The sequence below is a fragment of the [Clostridium] fimetarium genome (assembly GCF_900111235.1).
GTDB lineage: Bacteria > Bacillota > Clostridia > Lachnospirales > Lachnospiraceae > Clostridium_N > Clostridium_N fimetarium.
Map to the genome: position 1 here is coordinate 101,199 of NZ_FOJI01000002.1, position 18,958 is coordinate 120,156.

Consider the following 18,958-nt stretch of genomic DNA (forward strand, 5'->3'; position numbering starts at 1 on the left):
AGAACTATGTACGCAAACATAATCGTAGACATTTCGCATGAACAACTGGATAAAACATTTCAATATCTAATTCCTTCAGAATTAGAGGACCAGATTCAGGTTGGGATGCAGGTTAATGTACCATTTGGTAAGGGCAACCGTATGTTGACTGGATACATAGTAGAAATAACTGATATTCCCGAATTTGATGTTACAAAAATCAAACCAATCACCAGTGCGGTAGAAGGTAAAGTGAAGGTAGAAGGTAAGCTGATTCAGCTTGCAGCTTGGATTAGGCAAAATTATGGATCTACTATGAATCAAGCGCTAAAGACTGTAATTCCAATTAAGGAAAGCGTGAAGCAAAAAGAAAAAAAGGCTATAAAACTTATTATTCCAATAGAAAAAGCAAAGGAATATCTGGCTGAATTCGAAAGAAAACACAATGGCGCAAGAGTCAGATTTATGGAATCGTTAATTGAAGATGAAATAATTGAATATGGTCTTGTGACAGGAAAGCTAAATATTGCAGCACAGACAATCAAATCATTTGAAGGTTTAGGAATTATAGAAATATCCGTTGAAGAATACTATAGAAATCCAATAAAAATCAAGCCCAAAGATGAGATTAGAAATAGATTAAATAGCACACAAAAATATATAACCGATTCTATAAAAAAAGAGTATGATGACGGTCTACGTGAGACTTATCTGATTCATGGAATTACTGGAAGTGGAAAAACAGAAGTCTATATGGAATTGATTGAACATGTGATTAAGCAAGGAAAACAAGTTATTATGCTGATTCCAGAAATATCTTTGACATATCAGACAGTAATCCGATTTTATAGAAGATTTGGTGATCGAGTATCCATTATGAATTCTCGTCTATCAAAAGGTGAGCGTTATGACCAGTTTACACGTGCATTAAAGGGCGAAATTGACATCATGATTGGGCCAAGATCTGCACTATTTACACCATTTGAAAACATCGGAATGATTGTAATCGATGAAGAGCATGAAGGCGCATACAAAAGTGAAAATGCCCCTAAGTATCATGCAAGAGAAACCGCTATTGAGATTGCTAGAATGAATAATGCATCTGTAATATTGGGTTCGGCAACTCCTTCGCTTGAAGCTTATAACAATGCACTTACAGGAAAATACAAGTTATATACGCTAGATGAGAGGGCAAAGGAAAGTAAGCTTCCGAGCGTATATGTAGTGGATTTAAGGGAAGAATTGAAAGAGGGAAACCGTTCGATATTTAGTACGAAGCTACAGGAATTAATGACCGATAGATTGGAAAAGAAACAGCAAATCATGCTGTTTTTAAATAAAAGAGGATATGCGGGATTTATATCTTGCCGCGCCTGTGGACATGTAATGAAATGCCCGCATTGTGATATTTCACTTACTTCACATAACAATGGAAAACTTGTGTGTCATTTTTGTGGATTTGAACAGCCAATGGTAAAAGCATGCCCAAAATGTGGCTCAAAGTATATATCAGGATTTCGTGCAGGCACACAACAGGTTGAAGAATCTGTAAAGAAGATGTATCCGCAGGCGAAAGTTCTTCGTATGGATATGGATACAACTTCTAAAAAAGGTGGGCATGAAAAGATACTAGCTGCATTTTTTAATCAAGAGGCTGATATACTGATTGGAACCCAGATGATTGTAAAAGGACATGATTTTCCAAATGTCACATTAGTTGGAATATTAGCAGCGGATATGTCTTTATATGCGAGTGATTATAGAGCGGCAGAGCGCACTTTTCAGTTACTTACACAAGCAGCAGGACGTTCTGGAAGAGGTGAGATTGCAGGTGAAGTAGTAATTCAGACATATACACCTGAACATTACAGCATAATAACTGCTCAGAGCCAGGATTATAAGGCGTTTTATGAACAAGAAATTATGTATCGAACTCTTTTGAATTATCCACCAGTGTGTAATATGCTTTTGGTGAAATTATCTTCGAAAGATGAAAAAGCGCTAGAAACTGCCACAAGTACGATGAAGATTGGGCATAATATAAAACCCAAGATCGGTGGGGTAGTACATGATGAAGAAGGACGTAAAAGCGAAGTTAAGATAGAAGTTGAATCAGAAGGTAAGATAGAACCCAAGGAAACAGATAATATTCAAGTGATTGGTCCTGTAAATGCTACTTTATATAAGGCAAATGATATTTATAATAAAGTTATATATATAAAAGCGAAGTCATATCAATTGCTTACAAAATATAAGGATGAAATTGAGCTATTCGCTAAGGATAACGTAGACTTTAGAAAAATCAGTGTACAGTTTGATTTTAATCCAATGAATATGTAGATACAATTTAATTAAAATAGAATAACACAAATGCATTTAGTGGATAAATACATAATAAAATACAATAAATGTTAATAACGATAGGAAAAGAGGTTACAGAGATGGCAATAAGAAATATCAGAATCTTAGGAGAAGATGGAGACGAAATTTTAAGTAAGACAGCAAAAGAAGTTATAGAAGTTACACCTAGGATAAAAGAATTGATTCAGGATATGTTTGATACAATGCATGAAGCATTTGGCGTTGGTCTTGCAGCACCACAAGTTGGAGTTAGAAAAAGAGTAGTAGTAATTGAAGTTGAAGAGGTTCCATATGTACTTATTAATCCAGTAGTCTTAGAAAAAAGCGGTGAACAAACTGGACCAGAAGGTTGCCTTAGTGTTCCTGGAAAATCAGGAACGGTTACCAGACCTAATTATGTAAAAGTAAAAGCATTTAATGAAAATATGGAAGAATATATAATTGAAGGAACTGAGTTACTTGCTAGATGTTTGTGTCATGAAATCGATCATCTTGATGGAGTTATGTATGTTGATAAAATAGAAGGTGAACTTGAAGAAGATGAAATCGACGAAGATGAAGATGAACTTGATTTGTAAAAAAACGAATTGAAGACTCGCTTGAAAGAATGGAAGTGATCTGCTTGCGTGTTGGAGGAAAAAGAATGAGAGTTGTATTTATGGGAACCCCAGATTTTGCTGCGGGAACTTTGGTGAAAATAGTAGAGTCTGGTCATGAAGTGGTTGGCGTTTTTACGCAACCAGATAAACCCAAGGGCAGAGGAAAAGAAATGTCAATGTCCCCTGTTAAGCAAAAAGCGTTAGAACTGAATCTTTCTGTGTTTCAGCCAGAGAAAATTAGAAAACCAGAAGTGATAGAGGATATTAGACAATTAAAACCAGAAGTAATTGTAGTAGTAGCATTTGGACAGATATTAACGAAGGAACTTCTTGAAATTCCAAAGTTCGGAAGTATAAATGTTCATGCGTCACTATTACCAGCTTACAGAGGTGCTGCACCAATCCAGTGGGCAGTGATTGATGGCCTAAAAAAGACAGGTGTTACAACCATGGCTATGGATGCAGGAATTGATACCGGTGATATATTAATGCAAAGGGAACTCACGCTTCATAAGAAAGAAACAGGCGGAAGCCTTTTTGATAGACTGAGCGTCATCGGCGCTGAACTACTTGTTGAGACGCTTACAGCATTGGAAAATGGCACAGCAATTAGAACGAAGCAGGAAGATGAATTATCAAACTATGCAAAAAGACTTGATAAAGCATTAGGAGAAATTGATTTTAACAATAGTGCCGAGAATATTGAACGTTTAATTAGAGGACTGAATCCTTGGCCAAGTGCATTTACACATATTGACGGTAAAACTTTAAAAATTTGGGATGCAGATATTGTGGATGAAGAGTATGCAGGCTTAGCTGGAACAATTGTTGATATTAATAAACAAAATTTCATCGTAAAATGTGGTGAGAGAGCACTTCAGATCAATGAAGTGCAGTTAGAAGGAAAAAAACGTATGACAACAGATGCATTTCTTAGAGGAAATGAATTGGGAAATGGTACAATATTGGGTTAATAATGCCTTACATTTGTTAAGTGAAAATTTGGAGGACGTAAACGTGACTGATTCAGTTAATTTAAGAGCTGTCATTCTTGATATCTTATTAGAGGTCAATGAACATGACGCATATAGTCATATTGTAATGAATAATGCTTTGAGCAAATATCAGTATCTTGATAAAAATGAGAGAGCATTTATTACAAGATTGGCAGGAGGAACCATAGAAAAGCAGATCGAATTAGATTATATTATTGATTTTTTTTCTAAGACCAAAATAACGAAGATGAAACCGCTTATTCGAAATCTCCTTCGAATGTCAGTATATCAAATTAAATATATGTCGCAAGTACCGGATTCAGCGGTATGTAATGAGGCCGTAAAATTGGCAAATAAGCGAGGATTTTCTACGCTCAAAGGATTTGTGAATGGAGTGCTTAGAAATATAGCAAGAGGAATAAATGAAATACAGTATCCACCAAAAGAAAATGATTTCGCAGGGTATTTGTCGATAAAGCACTCAATTCCTAGATGGATTGTGGATAAGTGGTTGAAATCTTATGATAAAAATACTGTAGAATTGATTTTGGATGGTTTTAACCAAGACAAACATACATATATTAGATGTAACAGGGCAATTACAGATAAGGTTTCGCTAGTGGCAAAACTTGAGAGTGAGAATGTGATTGTAAAAGAAGTTCCATATGTGGATTATGCTTTGGAAATAAGTGGATATAATTATTTAGGAGAGCTTGAAAGCTTTCAAAATGGCATGTTTCAGATTCAAGATATTAGCTCAATGATTGCAGGCGTTGCAGCCGGAATTGAGGCTGGTGCATATGTGATTGATACATGTGCAGCACCAGGCGGAAAGTGTATTCACGCAGCGGAGAGCCTTGTGACTGCAAATAGAAATGCAGGAAAATCAGAAGAATGTGGTCATATTGATGCAAGAGATTTGACGGATTTGAAAGTCAGTCTTATAATAGAGAACATTAGTCGGCTAAAAACCCCTAATATTTCATTAAAAACTTGGGATGCGCGAGTACTTGATACGAACGTCTTAGAGAAAGCAGATGTGCTTCTTGCAGATCTTCCTTGCTCAGGTTTAGGAATAATTGGAAGAAAAGCGGACATAAAATATAAAATGACACCTGAAAAACAAGCGAATCTTGTTAAGTTACAAAGAGAAATATTAGAGACAATTCAGCAATATGTGAAACCAGGTGGGAAACTCATATACAGCACATGCACAATTAATGAAGATGAAAATGCTGGAAATCTAAAATGGTTTACAAGTAATTTTCCATTTGAACTGGAAAGCTTAGAGGCGGAACTTCCATTTTTTAAGGACGAAAAAACCATCCAAGAAGGATATGTTCAGCTTCTTCCTGGGGTTCACGGAACTGATGGGTTTTTTGTGGCGAAGTTGAGACGGACGGAATGATTTAGGATCAAAAGAAGGTGGTGAGTGAATATTAATTTAGAATCATATATTTCTCCTTGCCTTTCCTTCAAGCAGTATATTTTTTTGCTAGCCTCAGAGATGATGAAAAGTCTCACTTCGTTCGATTTTTCATCTGAGTCTAGGAAAAAATATAGGCGCTGCTTTCAGCCGGTCTGCGGGGAAATTTATGATTCTAAATTAATATTCACCGTTTACTTTTTTTTATGCGGAGGGGCGTTAAAACATTGGCTAACGTGAAAACAAAACTTCGCAACATATGATTTATGCAAAAAACAATCTGTACAGTAAATAAATCTATGTAAAAAAGACGCTAAACAGTAATCTGCGCAAAATAACTATTCAAAACGGTATGAAATACAGTACGAAAACAGTACAGAATATAGTACGCAAAACAGTACGAAAACAGTACGCAAAACAGTACGAAAACAGTACAAAATATAGGACGAAAAAAGTACGAAAACAGTACAAAATACAGTACGCAAAACAGTATAAAAAGCAGTATGGAAAAAAAGTAGAGCAAGTAGAAAAAGTGAAAAATAGACATAAAACGAACAGAGAAAAGATACCGGAAAGTAACTTTAGTAGGCTTCATTTGCGGGTGGGAAATGAAGTTGCACATAATTTGGAAAGAAAGAATAGAAAATTCAATGGATGATATTAAGTTAGAGACGAAGGAACTGAATAAGGTTGATATTAAGTCGTATAATCTTTTGGAATTGACTGAGTTTGTGGTTGGTTTGGGAGATAAGAAATTTCGGGCGAAGCAGATATATGAATGGCTTCATCAAAAACTGGTGGTTAGTTTTGATGAGATGAGCAATTTGCCTGTTAATTTTAGAGAAAAACTGAAGGAAACCTGTAGGCTTACAGCATTAGTACCTGTTAGTGTTCAAGTATCACAGCTGGATGGGACTACAAAGTACTTATTTGAGTTGTATGATGGAAATGTAATTGAGAGTGTTTTGATGATATATAAACACGGTAATTCAGTATGTATTTCTTCACAGGTTGGATGCAGGATGGGCTGTAGATTCTGTGCGTCCACACTAGATGGACTGGAAAGAAACCTTACACCATCAGAAATGCTGGACCAGATATACAGAATTCAAGCTTTAACTGGTGAAAGAGTTGATAATGTTGTGGTTATGGGCTCTGGTGAACCATTTGATAACTTTGAAGCATTTATTAAATTTATACAATTATTAAATGATGAAAATGGACTTAATATTAGCGCTAGAAATCTGACAGTATCAACCTGTGGGTTGGTGCCAAAAATAAAAGAATTGGCAGATATGCAATTACAGATTACATTAGCAATATCTCTTCATGCACCAAATGATGAGATGCGAAGAACACTAATGCCAATTGCAAATAAATATTCTATTCAAGAAATTATAGAAGCATGCCGATATTATATAGATGTGACAGGAAGAAGAATTACATTTGAATACAGTCTTGTACAAAATGTGAATGACAGCGAAAGTTGTGCAATGCAGCTGATATCGCTTGTCAGAGGATTAAATTGTCATATTAATCTGATTCCTGTAAATCCAATTAAAGAGAGGGACTTTAAGCAGACAAGACAAAAAGAAATACAACTTTTCAAAAATAAACTTGAAAAATCTGGAATAAATGTTACTATTAGGAGAGAAATGGGCAGAGATATAGATGGTGCCTGTGGACAGTTAAGAAAAAGTTATGTTGAAAAATGTAATATTAAGCAGGAGGAGCAGATATGAAGGCATTTGCAATCACAGACGTTGGTCAAGCAAGACTAATGAATCAGGATTTCGTGTATTGCTCACAAAAGCCGGTTGGCATTTTGCCAAATCTTTTCATTGTTGCAGATGGCATGGGTGGCCATAAGGCTGGCGATATGGCGTCAAGCTTTGCTGTTGATACCTTTATTAAAATGGTAGAAGCTTCCGATGAAAAGAATCAGATTACTTTAATCGATGAAACGATTAATAGCGTTAATGAAAATCTAATTGAAAAAGCAAAGGAATCTGAGGACTATGAGGGTATGGGAACTACGCTTGTTGTAGCTACTATAATAGGGAATGTCTTACATGTCGCAAATGTAGGGGATAGCAGATTGTATGTTATGAATGAAGAACTTCAACAGATTACAAGAGACCATTCGTTAGTTGAAGAGATGGTAGCACTAGGGGAAATCGAAAGAAAAGATGCAAGAACGCATGAACAAAAAAATATTATCACGAGAGCAATTGGTGGCTCGGGATCAGTAATGGCCGACTTCTTTTCAGTTGATATTAAGCCAGGAGACAGGATAATTATGTGCTCAGATGGACTTACGAATATGATTGAGGATGATGAAATTGGTCAAATAGTAAAAAGCAGCAATAATGTTGAAGATGCAGCAGTTGAACTACTTAAAACTGCAAATAATAATGGTGGAAAAGATAATATTTCAATTATAATCATAGAACCATAAGCGGAAAGGTGAATTTATGTTAAGAAAAGGAATGTTTTTAGCTGACAGATATGAGATTATCGACCAGATTGGTACTGGTGGTATGTCAGATGTTTACAAGGCAAAGTGTCATAAACTAAATCGTTTTGTGGCGATTAAAGTATTAAAACAGGAATTTAGCCAAGATAAGAATTTTGTATCAAAATTTAGAATTGAGGCTCAATCAGCAGCTGGACTTACTCATCCCAATGTTGTAAATGTATATGATGTTGGAGAAGAGAATGGAATACATTACATCGTAATGGAGTTAGTGGAAGGTATTACATTAAAGCAATATATTGAAAAGAAAGGTAAACTTTCAAGTAAAGAAGCTGTCAGCATTGCAATTCAAGTCGCACAAGGAATTGAAGCGGCACATAGGCACCATATTATTCATAGAGATATCAAACCACAAAATATTATTATTTCTAAAGAAGGCAAGGTTAAAGTAACAGACTTTGGCATTGCTAGAGCAGCAACAACAAATACAATCACATCATCAGCAATGGGTTCTGTTCATTATATTTCACCAGAACAAGCGCGTGGTGGTTACAGTGACGAAAGAAGTGACATTTATTCATTTGGTATCACGTTATATGAAATGCTTACTGGTAAAGTTCCATTTGATGGAGATTCAACAGTTGCAGTAGCTGTTCAGCATATTCAAGATGAAATCGCTCCACCTTCACAAGTCACAGAAGATATTCCAATTAGCGTTGACAAGATATTTGAGAAATGTTCACAGAAAAAGACTGAGAGAAGATACCAAAATATTACGGATTTAATTGCTGATTTGAAGAAATCTTTAGTTATGCCAAATGTAGATTTTGTGAAAATGGCTCCAGTATATGGTGATCTTAAACCTTTAGATGTAGAAGCAGCAGGCATTAAGACTGATATGATTAATTCATCTAATGGTAATGAGGATGACATGGAATTGCTTGGTGATGAAGATGATGAAGATGATGATGATTTCTTCAAAGATGAAGAGGATTCTGATAAGAGCAAGGATTTAATTGACGATGATGAAGACATTGAAGATGGTAGCAATGAAAAATTAGACAAAATAATGAAATGGATTGGAATCGGAATTGTAGCGCTTATTATAATCGTTGCGATATTTGCAGTTATTAAGCTTGCCGGTGCATTTGGTGGTGGAGGAACATCTCCAGAAACAACTTCCGCTGCATCAACAATAGCTGAAACCTCATCTGTTGACAGTTCTAGCATGGTTGTAGTTCCAAAAGTAGAGGGTCTTACAGAAGAGCAGGCAAAAGAAAAGCTAAATTCATTTAACATAGGTTATAAGGCTGCTCTTCAGGCGAGTGAAACAATTCCAAGCGGAATTGTTATTCAACAAAGTGCAGTAGCAGGTTCAAAAGTTGCTTTGAATGCTACAATAACACTTTCGATTAGTACAGGTCCAAATCAAGCTACTGTTCCAATTGTAGTGAAAAAAACAGAGGATGATGCTATAGCTGCACTTAAGGCTGCAGGACTATTTTGGTCAATTGATCGTGTATGGAGTGAAACAGTTGATCTAGGAATAGTAACAGATCAGTCTCCAAAAAGCGGAACTATAAAAGCAGGAGATACTGTAAAACTTTATATTAGTCGAGGCAAAGAAACAAAAGATGTTACAGTACCAGATGTGACTGGCAATAATAATGTGACAGAAAGTTCAGCAAGGCAGACACTTGATGCACTTGGATTTAAAGTAGTATCAAAACCAACTGCAAGTCAAACGGTTGCAATAGGTAATGTTATATCACAGGACACTTCAGCAGGTAGAACAGCTACTGCAGGGAGTACAATTACATTGGCTATTAGTACTGGTGTAGTGGTGCCTAGGCTTACAGATATGACTCTAAAAGATGCAAAGGCTGCTTTAGCAAAAGCTGGAGGAAATTTGACTTTAACTTCTGCTACAAAGGATGCTAAGGATACTGATCTTGTAACAGAGCAGCTACCAGTAGCTGGTGAGTCTGTTAGTCCTGGAAGCCAATTGAGTGTTACTACGAAATCAACAGCAGCAACAGTAGCCCCAGTAGCACCAGTGACGCCATAACATGCAAGGAAAAATAGTAAAAGGTATTGCCGGATTCTACTACGTTCATGTGGTTGGTATGGGTGTAGTGGAATGCAAGGCAAAGGGAATCTTTAGAAATAGAAACATTAAACCACTGGTAGGCGATAATGTTGAAATCGATTTACTGGATAAAGAAAAATTTCTCGGTAATATTATAGATATATTACCGAGAAATAATGAATTGATCAGACCTGCGGTTGCAAATATTGATCAAGCACTTGTTATATTTGCAGTTACAAGGCCAAATCCGAATATCAGCTTGCTCAGCAGATTTATTTTAATGATGAATAAGCAACAAGTTAAAACGATTATTTGTTTCAATAAGCAAGAACTTGTCAATGATGAAAAGATAAAAGAACTAAAAGACATTTTTGTAGATAGCGGATGCATTATGGTATTTGCAAGTACTTACGAAAATGAAGGCATTGATGAGATAAGAGCATTGCTAGAGAATAAAACAACCGTTTTTGCAGGCCCTTCGGGTGTTGGAAAATCTTCAATTACGAATTTGATTTTACCAAAAGGCAACGACGTAGAAGTCGGCGGTCTTAGTGAAAAAATTGGACGAGGAAAGAATACCACAAGACATACAGAGATATTTAATATATCTGGAAATACGTATATTTTGGACACGCCTGGATTTTCATCTTTGATTTTGCCGAGTATTGAAAAAGAGGAAGCAAGATTTTATTTTGAAGAATTTACGGACTATCAAGGTAAATGTAGATTTAATGGTTGTGTTCATATTAATGAGCCAGATTGTGCAGTCAAAGAGGCAGTAGCTGCTGGTAAAATCAATAAAACAAGATATCATAATTATGAGGAAATATATAACGAATTAAAGGATCAAAAGAAATACTAGTGCGGATGAAATTCGCATTAAGCAGATTGGATAGGAGCTTACATGAATATATTATCACCTTCATTACTATCAGCTGATTTCACGAAATTAGGCGAAGAAATAAAAACCATAGATGAGGCGGGCGCAGAATATATCCATATTGATGTAATGGATGGTCAATTTGTACCAAGTATCTCATATGGTATGCCTGTAATTAAGTCAGTTAGAAAAACAACAGATAAAATATTTGATGTTCATTTGATGGTAAATGAGCCAATTAGATATATTGAGGAATTTGTTGCTTCAGGTGCGAACATTATTTCTGTTCATGTTGAAGCTTGCAGTGATCTTGTGGGTACAATTGAAAAAATCAAAGCAAACGGCGCAAAAGCCGGTATTACGCTTAATCCTCCGACTCCAGTTTCCGCAATTGCACCATATCTGGATATCGTAGATATGGTCTTGGTAATGAGTGTTAATCCGGGTTTTGGTGGACAGAAATTCATTCCAGAATCACTTGATAAAGTAAAAGAAATTCGCCGATTACTGAACGAAAAAGGACTGAAAACGGATATAGAAATCGATGGTGGTATCAATATAGATAACCTCCCATCCGCGCTAGAAGCCGGTGCTAACATAATCGTAGCCGGTTCAGCCATATTCAACGGCGACGCAGCTGTAAATGTCAAAAAATTTAAAGAAATCATGAACATGTGGTAAAAAACGAGGTAAGCATTCAATTGCTTGCCTCATTTTTGCGAAAACACTCTCTTTATCGGGCAGAAAGTGAGAGGCATGCGTTGATAGAACAGAGTATATTATTGTTGAGGGGGATAATAGGATGGAATGGATTGTACGATTAAATAGCGCTATAAACTATATTGAAGAAAATATTTATGATGAAATTGAATTAGAAGAAGTAGCTAAAATCGCTTGTTGTGGAACTTATCATTTTCAAAGAATGTTTGCGTATATGGCAGATATACCGTTATCTGAATATATACGAAGACGAAGGATGTCTCTTGCAGCCGTTGATTTACAAGGTGGAGATTGTAAAGTGATAGATATTGCATTGAAATATGGATATGGTTCACCGACCGCTTTCAATCGTGCATTCAAAAGTGTTCATGGCATCGCGCCATCACAGGCAAAAGAATATGGTGTGATTCTCAAAGCATTTCCTCCCATTAGCTTCAAAATAACAATAAAAGGAGATTGTGCATTGAACTACAGAATTGAAAAGAAGGAAGCATTTAGAATTGTAGGAATAGCTAGACCACTAGAAAAAGAAATTGAGAAGAATTTTGAAATTGTACCACAAATGTGGCAAAAGGTAGCAATGGATGGTACGCTACAGAAATTAGCAACTATGATGGATGGTCAGCCAATGGGAATATTAGGGGTAAGCATTTGCAATGATTTTGCCGATTGGCGATACTTTATTGCGGTTGCTAGTACAAAAATAATTGATAACGCATTGGAAGAATATATGGTTCCATCTTTTACATGGGCTATATTTTCGGGAGAAGGACAATGCCCACAGGCAATACAAGAACTTGAAAAGCAAATCGTTACTGAGTGGCTTCCTACCTCTGGTTATGAGTATGATAACGGTCCAGATGTTGAAGTCTACTTAAATCCAGATCCAGAAAATGCAAAATATGAAGTATGGATTCCTGTTATAAGGAAGAAAAACTAAAATGAGCCTTTAAAATTCTTATTTTCCCCACCCAAAACGGTCGTTTTGGGTTCTATTCCATGTGAACTATTTTATAATTACAATTAAAGTGGGCATAATTTTGTTGTGCCTGAAATACAGTTGCATATTGGCATTATATCCAAAAAGAACTTTTGTTCAGTTTGGATAAATTTTAGTTTCGAAACATTCAATTATAGATATTGCTGTGTAATAATACACAAATACGGTGCAAAATATGCCCCACCTTTGTACAAATGTTATGATAGAATGTACTTGTAGGTAACATTGATATTAAAAATGCGCAGATTTAATATTATAATTGTAAGAATCAAAGGTCATACTTCTTGAGAGAGGAGGTCGATATGAGAATTAATCGACTTAGTTTACTTAATTCATTATTTAGTGTAATTAATGAAAATAACCAGGGGGATTCCTATTTTGTCCTGGCACATTATTTCTTGGAACATTATAGAGGTTTGGATACTCTTAATATCTATGATGTTGCGGATGAGTGTTTTGTATCGCGAGCAAGCGTTAGAAGGTTCTGTCAGTCTATTGGATATGACAACTTTAAGGATCTTAAATCAGACACCTACTCATTTGATGAAGAATTCAAGGATGATGTAAATCATTTTTATAGACCAGATTACAGAGAACATCTCACGGCATCCATCCATTCGATGCTGGAAGAACTGAATCGCAGAATGGATAATGAAGGCGTTGACAGATTTGTAGAGCGGCTGCATAACAGCAGAAATATTGTATTTATCACTTCCAACACAACAACCGCAAGAATTAGAGATTTTCAGCAGGCAATGATTATTTGCAATAAAGTGGTCAGACTGGTCTCTGAAATGTATACGGATAATGAGCTTTTAGAAAGCCTTGATGAAAGAGATTGTTTGATTACTGTTTCATCATCTGGTAGGTTGGCTTATGCAGCGAAGGATATAGTTAAAAACAGTAAGGCATATAAATTTCTTATTACAGTGAATCGAGATCAGAGTTTCCTGGAGAATTATGACAGAGTATTTCATCTAAGTGCAAATGATTTATCGATGGAGAAATCTGTATATGGAAAATATGGGATTGATTACATGTTTGATGTTGTTTACAGCACTTACATTCAGAAATATGACTCTGAGATTCAGAGACTAAAAGGCGAAAGGGAATGTTTCCCATTCGAGAATAAGGAGAAATAATATGTATTATAAAGAAAATCCAAAATTTCCTAAAAATTTCATGTGGGGCGCATCAAGTGCCGCATGGCAGGTTGAAGGCGGAGTAGCAGAGGGTGGAAGAACACCGGCTATGATAGATTTAAATAGTAAGAAAAAAGCTCCATATGCAGATGATTCAATTTGTGCTGATCATTATCATAGATATAAAGAGGATGTTGCATTAATGGCTGAGTGTGGTTTTGGTTCATATCGTTTTTCAATTGCATGGTCGAGAATCATACCTTGTTCTGATGGAAAAGTTAATCCAGAGGGTGTTGCATTCTATAATGATTTAATAAATGAACTTTTAAAAAATAATATTACACCAATTGTTACACTTTACCATTATGACTTACCGGTATGGGTATATGAAGAACTTGGTGGATGGAAGAGCAGAAAGACAGTTGATGCATTTGAACATTATGCCAGAACATGTTTTGAAAACTTTGGTGACAGGGTAAAATATTGGTTATCCATCAACGAGCAGAACATGCAGATTGTATATGGTCACTGGCTTGGAACAAGCGCTGGATGTACGGACTGGGAAAGAGAACAGTGGGACATCAACCATATCATGAATTTATGTCATGCAAAAGCTGTTGTTGCCTGTCATGAAATGGTAGAGGGAGGAAAAATCGGACCCGTTCCTGGATATGTTCCGATTTATCCAAAGACCTGCAATCCGCTTGACCAGATTGCAGCAATGAATGCAGAAGAACTTACAGAAAAAATATGGAATGATACATATGTATACGGCGAATATAATGGATTTATTAAAAAATATTGGGAGATTCATGATATTCACCCAGATATTAGGCCAGAAGATGTAGTACTTATGAAGTCTGCCAAAATCGACTTCATCGCAGTTAACTGCTATAGAAGTAACGTTGGTTGCGATGCAAAGCCAGGGACAGAAAGAAAAGAATATGAACTTAATAAATTCGGTATAAAAGGACAACTTCAGTTCCCTAATTATCCTGGTGAATTTGCAATGGACTATAATCCATATGTTGAATATACAGACTGGGATTGGGAAATTGATCCTGTAGCTATCAGATACGCATTAAGATATCTTTGGGATCATTACAGACTTCCAATGATGATTACAGAAAATGGATATGGGGCAAATGAAGAAAAAGATGCGGATGGAAATGTTCATGATCAGGCAAGAGTTGATTTCCTACGAGATCAGATTTACCAGGTAGGACTCGCAATTGAAGATGGATGTGATGTGATTTCCTACAATCCATGGTCATTTACTGATATTCTTTCAACAGGTAACGGAATAAAAAAACGCTATGGCCTTGTATATATTGATACAACAGACGAAGAGCTTGTTAACTGTACGGATGTCTCCAAACTGAGTATGAAGAGAATTAAAAAAGACTCTTTTGAATGGTATTCGAAACTTATAAAGTCAAATGGAAATGACTGGGGAAAGGATATGGGTGTTAACTAAACTATGGGAAAAACAGAAGAAAAACGTATTGAATTAGCTACCACAATATTGGCGAAGGTTGGTGGAGAGGGAAATGTTTCTCAGGTAAGTCACTGCTATACAAGATTAAGATTTACAATTAACAATCCTGAAAAAATAAAGGACGAAGAACTCAAAGCAGTAGAGGGTGTTCTTGGCCTCGTCGTAAGAGGAAATGAATATCAGGTTGTTATTGGACCAGATGTTGGAACACTTTATCTTGAGCTTGTTAAACTTGGAGATTTTAAAGAAGGTGGAAATGTTCAAGCACCTGTCACTAAGCAGAAAGTGAATTTATTAACACGACTTCTTGATTTTATCGGTGGAACATTTTCACCAATCATTCCAGTTCTTGTTGCTGGCGGTCTTACCGGAGCAGTATTAACAATACTGACAAATTTCTTCGGCGTTTCAAATACATCGGGTACTTACACTGTATTTTATGCAATTAATCAGACAGCATTCTATTTCTTGCCAATCTTTATTGGCTTTAGCGCTGCAAAGAAATTAAATATTAATGCTTTTCTGGGTGCAATGCTTGGAGCTTTTCTCTTATATCCAACAATCAATGGCGCAGTAGCGATTAACTTCTTTGGACTTAATGTTCATACGGTTGCCTATAATACAACTGTATTTCCTGTAATTCTTGGTGTATTATTTATGGCGCCAATTTACAAATTATTTGACCGCGTATTGCCAAAACAAATCAAGACGATTTTCCTGCCATTATTGACAATGATTATCGTTGCACCAATTACTTTGCTGTTCCTTGGACCTATCGGAGGAATCGGTGGCGAATATCTTGCAAAAGGAGTTTTTGCAATTTACAATTTCTCTCCAGCAATAGCTGTAATGATTATCGGAATAGCAACGCCACTTATGGTATTTTTTGGAATGAACAATGCAATGTATCCAATTGTATTTGCGCTATTTGCATCAGTGAATTGTGATCCACTTATCCTCGCTGGTATGCTTTCAGCAAATGTAGCTTGTGGAGCTGCGTGTATGGCAGTTGGTGTGAAAGCAAAGAATGTTACAACAAAGAGCGTAGGTTTCTCAACTGGAATTACAGGGCTTATGGGAATTACAGAGCCTGCCGTATATGGTATTCTTTTTCCACTCAAAACTCCACTTGTAGGAGCAATGATTGGTGGTGGTGTAGGTGGATTACTTGCAGGTCTCTTCAAAATTGCCGGGTACTCAATTGCATCTCCAAGTTTTATTTCACTCCCAATATTCATTGCAAATGATGGTACAATGGGAAGTCTATATAAAGCAATAATTGTTGCAGTGGTATCTTTAGTGGTTGCATTCCTGGCTACTTATATATTCTACAAAGAGAAGGACGCACTGAAGTAAAATAGTAAGGAGTAAAAAGATGGGCTTATTTTCAAAAAAAGAAATCTTACAGTCTGAGCCAGGTGTATTATATGCCATCACCAGTGGTAATGTAATTAAAATCGAACAGGTAAAGGACGAAGTGTTTGCTCAGAAAATGATGGGTGATGGTCTGGCATTTGTATCCAAGGATGGTGAAGTGGTATCGCCTTGCGACGGTATAATTACAGCAATCTTTCAAACAAACCATGCCATTGGTATCACAACTGATGATGGAACAGAAATACTGATTCACATTGGCATTGATACTGTAAAAGAGGGTGGAAATGGGTTTAAGGGATTTGTGAAAAATGGCGAAAGAGTGACCCGTGGTCAGAAACTGATTATTTTTGATAAGCAGAAGCTTGAAGCAAAAGGCTATGATCTAACAATTCCAATGATAATCACCAATATGGATGAAATAAACATCAAAATAATAGCAGACGGAGCCGTAACGAAAGGAACCAAAGTAATGCAGTTTAAAAAGATTACACAAGAAGTTTAATAAATTGTGTATTTAAAAGGAGAGATTACCCAATAACTGACTTATAGTCATTGCGTAATCTCTCCTTTTAATGTTTTTTCTCGCCTTAGATTTTATTTTGTTATTTTTTCGATTTTAGTTCAAGGCTTTTATGATTTTAGTTTTATTGACATTTTATGTAGTAATGATATAATAATAAAGTAACTAGGGGAACTTATTTAGTTGAGAAGGTTAAAACCTGACCCTTTGAACCTGTCGGCTAATACCGAAGTAGGGAATGTCATAAAACAGTATGATTTTCGTTCACCTATTTTGGTGGACTTTTTTTTAATTGAATATTTAGTGGGGGACTCTTTGAGTTGAGAAGGTTAAAACCTGACCCTTTGAACCTGTCAGTTAATACTGTCGTAGGGAGTATGTTATAGAGAACTTTTTCGTATGCTTACCTTAAATGGTGGGCATTTTTTATTGCGACAAAGACTAATATGAACGATATTAAAATGGAGGATTAAAATGAAAAACTACAAAACACAAATGGAAGCTGCCAAGAAAGGCATCATCACAAAAGAAATGGAGATCGTTGCAAAGAAAGAGTATATGGATATAGAAAAGCTTCGTTCGTTAGTCGCATGCGGACAAGTTGCTATTCCAGCCAATATCAACCATACTTCTATATCTGCCGAAGGTATTGGTACAGGATTGAAAACAAAAATTAATGTCAATCTCGGAATTTCAGGGGATTGCAAAAACTACGATGTGGAGATGCAAAAGGTTAAAATGGCAATCAGCTTTGGTGCAGAAGCGATTATGGATTTGAGTAATTACGGAAAAACTAACACTTTTCGTAAGGAACTGATTGCTATGTCACCAGCTATGATTGGTACAGTGCCTATGTATGATGCCATTGGTTATCTAGAAAAGGATTTACTTGAAATTTCTGCAAAGGATTTTCTGAAAGTAATAGAGGTTCATGCCAAAGAAGGTGTTGATTTTATGACCATACATGCTGGTATTAATAGACGCTCTATTGAAGCATTTCGCCGTACGGGTAGAAAATTAAATATTGTTTCCCGTGGTGGGTCTTTGATTTTTGCATGGATGGAAATGACAGGAAATGAGAACCCATTTTTTGAATACTACGATGAGGTACTTGAAATTTTAAGAGAATATGACGTTACCATCAGCCTTGGCGACGCTTTGAGACCGGGATGTCTAGATGACAGCTCCGATGCAGGTCAACTTAGCGAACTTATCGAACTCGGCTACCTTACACAGCGCGCATGGGACAAAGATGTTCAAGTTATGGTGGAAGGTCCCGGACATATGGCAATGAACGAAATTGCGGCCAATATGGTTATACAAAAAAGATTGTGCCATAATGCACCGTTCTATGTTTTAGGGCCACTAGTCACAGATATTGCACCTGGCTACGACCACATTACATCCGCTATCGGTGGTGCTATTGCAGCAGCCAACGGTGCAGATTTCCTATGCTATGTAACTCCTGCAGAGCATTTGCGCCTTCCAGATCTGAGTGATGTAAAAGAAGGCATTATAGCATCTAAAATAGCCGCTCATGCAGCCGATATTGCAAAAGGAATCCCCCATGCTAGAGACTTAGACAATGCAATGGCTGAAGCACGCCACAAACTTGATTGGGAAGAAATGTTCAAAATCGCAATAGATGGTGAAAAAGCAAGAAATTATTTTGAAAGCACCCCACCCGCCGACAAACATTCCTGTTCAATGTGCGGCAAAATGTGTGCAGTCAGAACCACCAACATGATACTAGAGGGCAAAAAAGTTGAATTCTGCTCCGAAAAATAAACAAATCGACTTATTTTGCTCTGTTCGTAAAAAATGGTTTTTCTCTTCAAGCCCCCAGAACTGCCGTTTTTAGCTCTCGCTCACACGCCAAGAAAATGGAGCTATAGG

Annotated in this window: 16 protein-coding genes and 2 riboswitches; all 16 genes read left to right on the forward strand. The window is 36.4% G+C overall.

Annotated elements, in window-relative coordinates:
• The first annotated feature begins 6 nt into the window (after window positions 1-6).
• The 16 genes from priA to thiC all read left to right on the forward strand — a co-directional run bounded on the left by priA (window position 7) and on the right by thiC (window position 18,850).
• A complete protein-coding gene (gene priA / locus BMY18_RS02905) occupies window positions 7-2,319 on the forward strand; it encodes a replication restart helicase PriA (RefSeq protein ID WP_092450416.1) in 2,313 nt (770 codons plus the stop codon).
• Window positions 2,320-2,420: 101 nt separating this feature from the next.
• Window positions 2,421-2,918 (forward strand): peptide deformylase, encoded by a 498-nt coding sequence (gene def / locus BMY18_RS02910; RefSeq protein WP_092450418.1) that lies wholly within the window; start codon window positions 2,421-2,423, stop codon window positions 2,916-2,918.
• Between the two features lie 65 nt (window positions 2,919-2,983).
• Window positions 2,984-3,913 carry a methionyl-tRNA formyltransferase gene (gene fmt / locus BMY18_RS02915; protein ID WP_092450420.1) on the forward strand — a complete coding sequence of 310 codons (930 nt, stop codon included), beginning with the start codon at window positions 2,984-2,986 and terminating at the stop codon, window positions 3,911-3,913.
• A gap of 43 nt (window positions 3,914-3,956) precedes the next feature.
• A complete protein-coding gene (gene rsmB / locus BMY18_RS02920) occupies window positions 3,957-5,342 on the forward strand; it encodes a 16S rRNA (cytosine(967)-C(5))-methyltransferase RsmB (protein ID WP_242940945.1) in 1,386 nt (461 codons plus the stop codon).
• A gap of 370 nt (window positions 5,343-5,712) precedes the next feature.
• Complete coding sequence (locus BMY18_RS02925; RefSeq protein WP_092450424.1) at window positions 5,713-6,018, forward strand: hypothetical protein; 306 nt, start codon at window positions 5,713-5,715, stop codon at window positions 6,016-6,018.
• A gap of 22 nt (window positions 6,019-6,040) precedes the next feature.
• Complete coding sequence (rlmN, locus tag BMY18_RS02930; RefSeq protein ID WP_092450963.1) at window positions 6,041-7,102, forward strand: dual-specificity RNA methyltransferase RlmN; 1,062 nt, start codon at window positions 6,041-6,043, stop codon at window positions 7,100-7,102.
• Window positions 7,099-7,818 carry a Stp1/IreP family PP2C-type Ser/Thr phosphatase gene (locus BMY18_RS02935; protein ID WP_092450426.1) on the forward strand — a complete coding sequence of 240 codons (720 nt, stop codon included), beginning with the start codon at window positions 7,099-7,101 and terminating at the stop codon, window positions 7,816-7,818. Before rlmN ends, BMY18_RS02935 begins: the two co-directional genes overlap by 4 nt.
• 16 nt (window positions 7,819-7,834) lie before the next feature.
• A complete protein-coding gene (pknB, locus tag BMY18_RS02940; RefSeq protein ID WP_092450428.1) occupies window positions 7,835-9,904 on the forward strand; it encodes a Stk1 family PASTA domain-containing Ser/Thr kinase in 2,070 nt (689 codons plus the stop codon).
• Window position 9,905: 1 nt separating this feature from the next.
• The gene (gene rsgA / locus BMY18_RS02945) at window positions 9,906-10,787 is read left to right on the forward strand and encodes a ribosome small subunit-dependent GTPase A (RefSeq protein ID WP_092450430.1); all 882 of its coding nucleotides are present in this window, start codon (window positions 9,906-9,908) and stop codon (window positions 10,785-10,787) included.
• A 42-nt stretch (window positions 10,788-10,829) separates the two neighbouring features.
• The gene (gene rpe, locus BMY18_RS02950; RefSeq protein ID WP_092450432.1) at window positions 10,830-11,486 is read left to right on the forward strand and encodes a ribulose-phosphate 3-epimerase; all 657 of its coding nucleotides are present in this window, start codon (window positions 10,830-10,832) and stop codon (window positions 11,484-11,486) included.
• A gap of 121 nt (window positions 11,487-11,607) precedes the next feature.
• Entirely contained in the window at window positions 11,608-12,465 is an 858-nt protein-coding gene (locus BMY18_RS02955; protein WP_092450434.1) for an AraC family transcriptional regulator, read from the forward strand.
• A gap of 362 nt (window positions 12,466-12,827) precedes the next feature.
• Window positions 12,828-13,667: a MurR/RpiR family transcriptional regulator gene (locus BMY18_RS02960; RefSeq protein ID WP_092450435.1), complete on the forward strand. Its 840-nt coding sequence runs from the start codon at window positions 12,828-12,830 to the stop codon at window positions 13,665-13,667.
• A gap of 1 nt (window position 13,668) precedes the next feature.
• Entirely contained in the window at window positions 13,669-15,144 is a 1,476-nt protein-coding gene (locus BMY18_RS02965) for a glycoside hydrolase family 1 protein (RefSeq protein WP_092450437.1), read from the forward strand.
• 3 nt (window positions 15,145-15,147) lie between these two features.
• The gene (locus BMY18_RS02970) at window positions 15,148-16,521 is read left to right on the forward strand and encodes a PTS transporter subunit EIIC (protein WP_092450439.1); all 1,374 of its coding nucleotides are present in this window, start codon (window positions 15,148-15,150) and stop codon (window positions 16,519-16,521) included.
• 19 nt (window positions 16,522-16,540) lie between these two features.
• Window positions 16,541-17,044: a PTS sugar transporter subunit IIA gene (locus BMY18_RS02975; RefSeq protein WP_092450441.1), complete on the forward strand. Its 504-nt coding sequence runs from the start codon at window positions 16,541-16,543 to the stop codon at window positions 17,042-17,044.
• A 175-nt stretch (window positions 17,045-17,219) separates the two neighbouring features.
• Window positions 17,220-17,318: riboswitch (TPP riboswitch) on the forward strand.
• A gap of 38 nt (window positions 17,319-17,356) precedes the next feature.
• Window positions 17,357-17,454: riboswitch (TPP riboswitch) on the forward strand.
• Window positions 17,455-17,536: 82 nt separating this feature from the next.
• The gene (gene thiC / locus BMY18_RS02980) at window positions 17,537-18,850 is read left to right on the forward strand and encodes a phosphomethylpyrimidine synthase ThiC (protein ID WP_092450443.1); all 1,314 of its coding nucleotides are present in this window, start codon (window positions 17,537-17,539) and stop codon (window positions 18,848-18,850) included.
• The last annotated feature ends 108 nt before the right edge of the window (window positions 18,851-18,958 follow it).

What these genes read in the sequence shown, in the direction of transcription:
- pknB (WP_092450428.1), top strand. Translation starts at nt 7,835, where the DNA reads ATGTTAAGAAAAGGAATGTTTTTAGCTGACAGATATGAGATTATCGAC.
- def (WP_092450418.1), top strand. Translation starts at nt 2,421, where the DNA reads ATGGCAATAAGAAATATCAGAATCTTAGGAGAAGATGGAGACGAAATT.
- thiC (WP_092450443.1), top strand. Translation starts at nt 17,537, where the DNA reads ATGAAAAACTACAAAACACAAATGGAAGCTGCCAAGAAAGGCATCATC.
- rsgA (WP_092450430.1), top strand. Translation starts at nt 9,906, where the DNA reads ATGCAAGGAAAAATAGTAAAAGGTATTGCCGGATTCTACTACGTTCAT.
- BMY18_RS02960 (WP_092450435.1), top strand. Translation starts at nt 12,828, where the DNA reads ATGAGAATTAATCGACTTAGTTTACTTAATTCATTATTTAGTGTAATT.
- BMY18_RS02955 (WP_092450434.1), top strand. Translation starts at nt 11,608, where the DNA reads ATGGAATGGATTGTACGATTAAATAGCGCTATAAACTATATTGAAGAA.
- BMY18_RS02925 (WP_092450424.1), top strand. Translation starts at nt 5,713, where the DNA reads ATGAAATACAGTACGAAAACAGTACAGAATATAGTACGCAAAACAGTA.
- BMY18_RS02970 (WP_092450439.1), top strand. Translation starts at nt 15,148, where the DNA reads ATGGGAAAAACAGAAGAAAAACGTATTGAATTAGCTACCACAATATTG.
- fmt (WP_092450420.1), top strand. Translation starts at nt 2,984, where the DNA reads ATGAGAGTTGTATTTATGGGAACCCCAGATTTTGCTGCGGGAACTTTG.
- BMY18_RS02935 (WP_092450426.1), top strand. Translation starts at nt 7,099, where the DNA reads ATGAAGGCATTTGCAATCACAGACGTTGGTCAAGCAAGACTAATGAAT.
- rpe (WP_092450432.1), top strand. Translation starts at nt 10,830, where the DNA reads ATGAATATATTATCACCTTCATTACTATCAGCTGATTTCACGAAATTA.
- BMY18_RS02975 (WP_092450441.1), top strand. Translation starts at nt 16,541, where the DNA reads ATGGGCTTATTTTCAAAAAAAGAAATCTTACAGTCTGAGCCAGGTGTA.
- priA (WP_092450416.1), top strand. Translation starts at nt 7, where the DNA reads ATGTACGCAAACATAATCGTAGACATTTCGCATGAACAACTGGATAAA.
- BMY18_RS02965 (WP_092450437.1), top strand. Translation starts at nt 13,669, where the DNA reads ATGTATTATAAAGAAAATCCAAAATTTCCTAAAAATTTCATGTGGGGC.